This is a genomic window from Pseudomonas sp. GM25, assembly GCF_000282255.1.
GTDB classification, from domain to species: Bacteria; Pseudomonadota; Gammaproteobacteria; order Pseudomonadales; family Pseudomonadaceae; genus Aquipseudomonas; species Aquipseudomonas aphyarum.
Map to the genome: position 1 here is coordinate 177,546 of NZ_AKJQ01000078.1, position 7,722 is coordinate 185,267.

Annotated in this window: 5 protein-coding genes; all 5 read left to right on the forward strand. The window is 61.9% G+C overall.

Annotated elements, in window-relative coordinates; genetic code table 11:
• The first annotated feature begins 48 nt into the window (after window positions 1–48).
• Window positions 49–2,448 (forward strand): PAS domain-containing sensor histidine kinase, encoded by a 2,400-nt coding sequence (locus PMI24_RS27505; protein ID WP_007959927.1) that lies wholly within the window; start codon window positions 49–51, stop codon window positions 2,446–2,448.
• Window positions 2,449–3,078 (forward strand): response regulator, encoded by a 630-nt coding sequence (locus PMI24_RS27510; RefSeq protein WP_007959929.1) that lies wholly within the window; start codon window positions 2,449–2,451, stop codon window positions 3,076–3,078.
• Window positions 3,079–3,296: 218 nt separating this feature from the next.
• Complete coding sequence (locus tag PMI24_RS27515) at window positions 3,297–4,421, forward strand: ABC transporter ATP-binding protein (protein ID WP_007959931.1); 1,125 nt, start codon at window positions 3,297–3,299, stop codon at window positions 4,419–4,421.
• Window positions 4,422–4,469: 48 nt separating this feature from the next.
• The gene (locus tag PMI24_RS27520) at window positions 4,470–5,513 is read left to right on the forward strand and encodes an ABC transporter substrate-binding protein (protein ID WP_007959933.1); all 1,044 of its coding nucleotides are present in this window, start codon (window positions 4,470–4,472) and stop codon (window positions 5,511–5,513) included.
• Between the two features lie 166 nt (window positions 5,514–5,679).
• Window positions 5,680–6,927 (forward strand): ABC transporter permease, encoded by a 1,248-nt coding sequence (locus PMI24_RS27525; RefSeq protein ID WP_007959935.1) that lies wholly within the window; start codon window positions 5,680–5,682, stop codon window positions 6,925–6,927.
• Window positions 6,928–7,722: the final 795 nt, after the last annotated feature.

Here is a 7,722-nt window from a genome sequence, read left to right on the forward strand (position 1 = left end):
CCGGCAGCCTAATGGGTTGGTCAGAATTTGTCAGTGTATGAGACTTCAATGATGCGTTTTTGCTGCCTGTGGGTTATCGGCTGTCTGGCGTTTCCCTTGATGGGCTGGGCGGCGCCTGCGCCACCGAGTCACCTCGCGCGGTTGTCGGCGAGCGAACAACAGTGGCTCGCACAGCACAATGAATTGCGCGTGGGTCTGGTGTTGCAGGCGCCGTACGCGCAATACGACCGGCGATTGCAGCGGCTGTCGGGGGCTAATGTCGAGGTGATGAAGGCATTGGCCAGGGCGCTGAATGTCGAGCTCAGCTGGCGCAATTTTCAGGATCTGGCACAACTCGAGGCCGCTGCCCGGGACGGCGAAATCGACATCGCCCCGGGCCTGACCCAGACCCCGGGCGGGCTGCGTCTGTGGCAGTTTTCCGATCCGTACATGCGCGTGCCGCAACTGGTGGTCAGCGACCAGAAAAGCAGCGCGACCGTGGAACTGGAAAAACTCGACAGCCAGACCCGCGTTGCCGTGCGCATGCCCGGCGTCACCGCCGATTACCTGCGCGGCAACTATCCGCACCTGAATCTGCAAGGCGTACCGATGGAGCGCCAGGCGCTGCAACTGTTGCTGAGTCAGCAGGCGTCCTACGCGGTGGTCGATGAGGCGCAGCTCGGGCGGCTGTCGGCAGAACCGGAGTTCGCCGGGCTGGTGGTGGTCGGTGACATCGGTCTGCCGCAACTGCTGCGCATCGGCACCCGCCGCGACTGGCCGGAGTTGGCCGGGATTGTCGAGAGTGCCTTGCGGGCAATCCCGGCCAAGGATCTGGAACGCCTGCATGCGCAATGGCTGCAACCCAAGTATCCGCGGCTTTCCGAGTCGCCGGGCTTCTGGCAGAACCTGAGTCTGTTGTTCGCGGTGCTGCTGCTCAGTTGCGTGGCCATCGTGTTCTGGCAACGCCGCCAGCAACGCAGTCTTGAACAGCGTTTGTTCGACGCGCGGGAAGACATCGCCCTGCGCGCCGCCAGCGAAGAGGCCCTGCGCTTGACCCAGTTTTCCATCGATCAGAGCACCGTCGGCATTCTCTGGGTCAACTGGGACAGCCATGTGCGCTACGCCAATCGCGCGGCAGAAAACATGCTCGGTTATCCACAGGGCGCCATCATCGACCGGCCGTTGATCGACTTCGAACCGGGCCTGCACATGGATCGCTGGCTCAACCTGTGGAAGCGCGCCCGGGCCAGCGAAGAGGGGCCCCTGAGTTTTGAAACCAACTGTGTGCGCGCCGATGGCAGTGTGTTGCCGGCGGACGTGTCGCTGAGCTTCCTGCGTTTTCGCGATGGCGAGTACCTGGTGGTTTATCTCACCGATGTCACCGAGCGCCGTCGTGCCTTGGCTGCGTTGCAGGAAAGCGAGGCGCGGCTGCAAGGCATCGCGGCCAATGTGCCGGGGCTGGTGTTCCGCCTCGAGCGCGCACCGGTGACCGGGCAGATCGACTTCGCCTACATCAGCGAGGGCAGCGAAAGTCTGGTCGGCTACGCGCCGGCCGCCATCGCCCACCGCGACATGGGCCTGCGCAGCCTGGTGCATCCGGATGACCGGGCCGCTTATCACCAGACCCAGGATCAGGCGCTGGACACCGACAGCGACTGGTCGTGGCAGGGCCGGATTCTCACGCGCCAGGGCGAACAGCGCTGGGCCGAAATCAAGGCGATCACCCGTCAGCTGGAAGGCGGTTCATATGTCTGGGACGGCATTGTCTGGGACATCACCGAAAGCAAACGCATCGAACTGGAACTGGCGGCCTCCCGCGAACAACTACGCGAGTTGTCGGCGCATCTGGAAAGCGTGCGGGAAGAGGAAAAGGCGCGCATTGCCCGCGAAGTCCACGATGAGCTGGGGCAGATGCTGACGGTGCTGAAACTGGAGACGTCGATGTGCGAATTGGCCTACGCGCAACTCGACCCGGGGCTGAACGAACGGCTGAACAGCATGAAGCGCCTGATCGCCCAGTTGTTCCAGTTGGTGCGCGATGTGGCGACGGCGCTGCGCCCGCCGATCCTCGATGCCGGGATTGCCTCGGCCATCGAGTGGCAGGCGCGGCGGTTTGAGGCGCGCACGCAAATTCCGTGTCTAGTGCAGGTGCCGGACAACCTTGCACCGCTCAGCGACGCCAAGGCCATCGGCCTGTTCCGCATTCTTCAGGAGGCGCTGACCAACGTCATGCGTCATGCCCAGGCGCATACTGTGGAACTGACGCTGGCGCAGGAAGGCGACGAATTGTGTCTGACGGTCAGCGATGATGGCGTAGGATTTGTCGCCGCTGCCGGCAGGCCGACATCCTTTGGACTGGTGGGCATGCGCGAGCGGGTGTTGATCATGGGCGGGCAGCTGTCACTCGACAGCGAGCCGGGCGAGGGCACCACGCTGAGCGTGCGGGTGCCACTGGATGAGGAGAAGTAAGTGATCCGTGTACTGGTAGCCGAAGACCACACCATCGTTCGCGAAGGCATCAAGCAATTGATCGGCCTGGCCAAGGATCTGCAAGTGGTGGGGGAGGCGAGCAATGGCGAGCAATTGCTTGAAACCCTGCGCAACGTGCCCTGTGAAGTGGTGCTGCTGGATATCTCGATGCCCGGGGTCAACGGGCTCGAAGCGATTCCTCGGATCCGCGCGCTGAACCATCCGCCGGCGATTCTGGTGCTGTCGATGCACGACGAAGCGCAGATGGCCGCCCGGGCGCTGAAGGTCGGCGCAGCCGGGTATGCGACCAAGGACAGTGATCCGGCGCTGCTGCTGACGGCGATCCGCAAGGTCGCGGCGGGCGGGCGCTACATCGACCCGGAGCTGGCCGACCGCATGGTCTTCGAAGTCGGCCTGACCGATGCGCGGCCGCTGCACTCGTTGCTGTCGGAGCGCGAGTTCTCGGTGTTCGAACGCCTGGCGCAAGGCGCCAACGTCAACGACATCGCCCAGCAACTGGCCCTGAGCAGCAAGACCATCAGTACCCACAAGGCGCGGCTGATGCAGAAACTCAACATCACTTCGCTCGCCGAGCTGGTGAAGTACGCGATGGAACACAAGCTCCTCTGAACGACATATCCAATAGCGACAGGCGCTTTTGCCGGTTCTGACGGCTTGAGCCCCAACCCATGCGTCGGGTTTGCCAAAACGCGCCATCCTTGTAGGGCAATCCCTACCCCCGGCCTTCCATCCGGCTGAGGCGATTCTCTCCTGCGCCCCGATTTGCGTGACTGCGAGCAGCCACTAGGCTTAATCCCACAGCAGTCATCAATAACAAAGGTGTGGGTATGAGCCAGGTCGAATCAAACGCAGGGGCCAGCGATGTGCTGGTCAGCTTTCGTGGAGTGCAGAAGAGCTACGACGGCGAGAACCTGATCGTCAAAGACCTCAACCTGGACATTCGCAAGGGCGAATTCCTCACCTTGCTCGGGCCGTCCGGCTCGGGCAAGACCACCAGCCTGATGATGCTCGCCGGTTTCGAAACGCCGACCGCCGGTGAAATCCTCCTGGCCGGGCGGGCGATCAACAACGTGCCGCCGCACAAGCGCGACATCGGCATGGTGTTCCAGAACTATGCGCTGTTTCCGCACATGACCGTCGCCGAGAACCTGGCGTTCCCGCTGACCGTGCGCGGCCTGAACAAGAGTGATGTCAGCGACAAGGTTAAGAAAGTCCTGAGCATGGTCCAGCTCGACGCCTTCGCATCGCGTTATCCGGCGCAACTGTCCGGCGGCCAGCAACAGCGTGTGGCATTGGCCCGTGCGTTGGTGTTCGAGCCGCAACTGGTGCTGATGGACGAACCGCTTGGCGCCCTCGACAAGCAACTGCGCGAACACATGCAGATGGAAATCAAACACCTGCACCAGCGCCTCGGCGTGACCGTGGTCTACGTGACCCACGACCAGGGCGAAGCCCTGACCATGTCCGACCGCGTGGCCGTATTCCATCAGGGCGAGATCCAGCAGATCGCCCCGCCGCGCACCCTCTACGAAGAACCGAAAAACACCTTCGTCGCCAACTTCATCGGCGAGAACAACCGCCTCAACGGTCGCCTGCTCAGCCAGAACGGCGAGCGCTGCGTGGTCGAGCTGGGGCGTGGGGAAAAGGTCGAGGCACTGGCGGTCAACATCGGCCAGACCGGCGAACCGGTCACTCTGTCGATCCGCCCTGAGCGCGTCAGCCTCAACGGTTCGAGCGACCAATGCGTCAACCGCTTCTCCGGGCGGGTGGCCGAATTCATCTATCTGGGCGACCACGTCCGGGTGCGCCTGGAAGTCTGCGGCAAGACCGACTTCTTCGTGAAACAACCGATTGCCGAGCTCGATCCAGCGCTCGCGGTCGGCGACGTGGTTCCGCTTGGCTGGCAGGTCGAGCACGTCCGCGCACTCGATCCTCTTCTAGAGGCGCATTAAGCGCCCCGGCAATACCAACACCAACCCTGCACGTGGAGAGAACAATAAATGTTGAGATCCCTGAAGTTCACAGCCCTGACCCTGGGCCTGATGGGTGCGGCAAGCGCAATGGCCGCTGGGCCGGATCTGACCGTGGTGTCGTTTGGCGGGGCGAACAAGGCGGCGCAAGTCAAAGCCTTCTACGCACCGTGGGAAGCAGCGGGCAACGGCAAGATCGTCGCTGGTGAGTACAACGGTGAGATGGCCAAGGTCAAAGCCATGGTCGACACCAAAAGCGTGTCCTGGGATCTGGTAGAGGTTGAATCGCCGGAACTGTCCCGTGGCTGCGACGAAGACATGTTCGAACAACTGGATCCTGCGCTGTTCGGCAAATCCGAAGACTACGTCAAAGGCGCGATCCAGCCATGTGGCGTGGGCTTCTTCGTGTGGTCGACCGTGCTGGCCTACAACGCCGACAAGCTGAAAACCGCACCGACCAGCTGGGCGGATTTCTGGGACACCAAGAAATTCCCGGGCAAGCGCGGCCTGCGCAAAGGCGCCAAGTACACCCTCGAATTCGCACTGATGGCCGACGGCGTTGCGCCGAAAGACGTCTACAAGGAACTGGCCAGCAAGGGCGGTCAGGATCGCGCGTTCAAGAAACTCGACGAGCTGAAACCGAATATTCAATGGTGGGAAGCCGGTGCCCAGCCGCCGCAATACCTCGCCTCCGGTGACGTGGTCATGAGCTCGGCCTACAACGGTCGTATTGCAGCCGTGCAGAAAGAATCCAACCTGAAAGTGGTGTGGAACGGCGGCATCTACGACTTCGATGCGTGGGCCATCCCGAAAGGCCTGGACGCCAAGCGCGCGGAAGCGGCGAAGAAATTCATCGCGTTCTCGGTGCAGCCGCAACAGCAGAAGACCTACTCGGAAAACATCGCCTACGGCCCGGCCAACTCTCAGGCAGTGCCATTGCTGGACAAGGCAATCCTGAAAGACATGCCGACCACTCCGGAAAACATCGCCAACCAGGTGCAGATCGACGTCAGCTTCTGGGCTGACAACGGCGAGCAACTGGAGCAGCGCTTCAATTCCTGGGCTGCGAAGTAACCAGAGGGCTCGCCCTCCTGTGGGAGCGGGCTTGCTCGCGAAAGCGTCAGTACATTCAACATTGATGTCGACTGACACGCCGCCTTCGCGAGCAAGCCCGCTCCCACATTCAAAGTTCGAGGTGGCTTGCCGCCTCTGTAACGATCAAAGATTTGCGGAGTACGTCATGGCCATCGCCGTTCCCCTGAACGAGGGCAACAGCCCCACCTTGAAGCAGCGGCTCAAGCACGCCGAGCGGGTCAACCGCTGGAAGGCCCAGGCGTTGATCGCGCCGCTGGTGCTGTTTCTGTTGCTGGTGTTCCTGGTGCCGATCGTGGCGCTGCTCTATAAAAGTGTCGGCAACCCGGAAGTGGTCGGCGGCATGCCGCGCACCGTGACCGCGATTGCTGCGTGGGACGGCCGCGGCCTGCCCGCAGAACCGGTCTACAAAGCCGCCAGCGAAGACCTCGCCGAAGCGCGCAAAAACCAGACCCTGGGCGATCTGTCCAAACGCCTGAACATGGAGTTGGCCGGCTATCGCAGCCTGCTGACCAAAACCGCCCGCTCGCTGCCATTCGCCAGCGAACCGGCCTCTTATAAAGAAGCGCTGGAAGGCCTCGACGAGCGTTGGGGCGATCCGGCCTACTGGCAGGCGGTGAAGCGCAACACCAGCAGCATCACCCCGTTCTATCTGTTGGCGGCGGTGGATCACCGCATCGACGACCTCGGCGAAATTGCCCCGGCCACCCCGGATCAGGCGATCTACCTCGACATCTTCGCCCGGACTTTCTGGATGGGCCTGATCATCACCGTGATCTGCCTGGTACTGGCCTATCCGCTGGCGTACCTGTTGGCCAATCTGCCATCGCGTCAAAGCAACCTGCTGATGATTCTGGTGCTGCTGCCGTTCTGGACGTCGATCCTGGTACGGGTCGCGGCGTGGATCGTGTTGCTGCAATCCGGCGGATTGATCAACAGCGCGCTGATGGCGATGGGCATCATCGATAAACCGCTGGAGCTGGTGTTCAACCGCACCGGGGTCTACATCTCGATGGTGCACATCCTGCTGCCGTTCATGATCCTGCCGATCTACAGCGTGATGAAAGGCATCTCGCCGACCTACATGCGCGCCGCGATCTCGCTGGGCTGCCATCCGTTCGCCAGTTTCTGGCGGGTGTATTTCCCGCAGACCTATGCCGGTGTCGGCGCCGGTTGCCTGTTGGTGTTCATCCTCGCCATCGGCTACTACATCACCCCGGCGCTGCTGGGCAGCCCGAACGATCAGATGGTCAGCTACTTCGTCGCGTTCTACACCAACACCAGCATCAACTGGGGCATGGCCACTGCACTCGGCGGGCTGTTGCTGCTGGCGACCGTGGTGCTTTATCTGATCTACAGCTGGCTGGTGGGTGCCAGTCGCCTGCGCCTGAGCTAAGGGGAATTTGAAATGCTGAGTCCTTATATGTCGCCCGTCGAGCGGGTGTGGTTCTACAGCTTGCGGATCCTCTGCGGCTTGATCCTGTTGTTCTTGATCCTGCCGGTGCTGGTGATCGTGCCGCTGTCGTTCAACTCGGGCAGTTTCCTGGTGTATCCGTTGCAGGGCTTTTCGCTGCACTGGTATCAGGACTTCTTCGCCTCGGCGGAATGGATGCGCTCACTGAAGAACAGCATCATCGTCGCCCCGGCCGCGACCGTGCTGGCGATGGTGTTCGGCACGCTAGCCGCCATCGGCCTGACCCGTGGCGACTTCCCCGGCAAGCCGCTGGTGATGGCGCTGGTGATTTCGCCGATGGTGGTGCCAGTGGTGATCATCGGCGTGGCCAGTTACCTGTTCTTCGCGCCGCTGGGCCTGGGCAACAGTTTTTTCTCGCTGATTGTGGTGCACGCGGTGCTCGGTGTGCCGTTTGTGATCATTACGGTGTCGGCGACCTTGCAGGGTTTCAACCATAACCTGGTTCGGGCGGCGGCGAGTCTTGGCGCCTCGCCACTGACCACGTTCCGTCGGGTGACCTTGCCGCTGATTGCGCCGGGGGTGATTTCCGGTGCGCTGTTTGCCTTTGCGACCTCGTTCGATGAAGTGGTGGTGACGCTGTTTCTTGCAGGTCCCGAGCAGGCGACGTTACCTCGGCAGATGTTCAGCGGGATTCGGGAGAACCTGAGCCCGACGATTGGAAGAGCGTCGTGTAGGGAAAGAGTGTAGATCTCGGTGGTCGCCGTATCATTAAAAAAA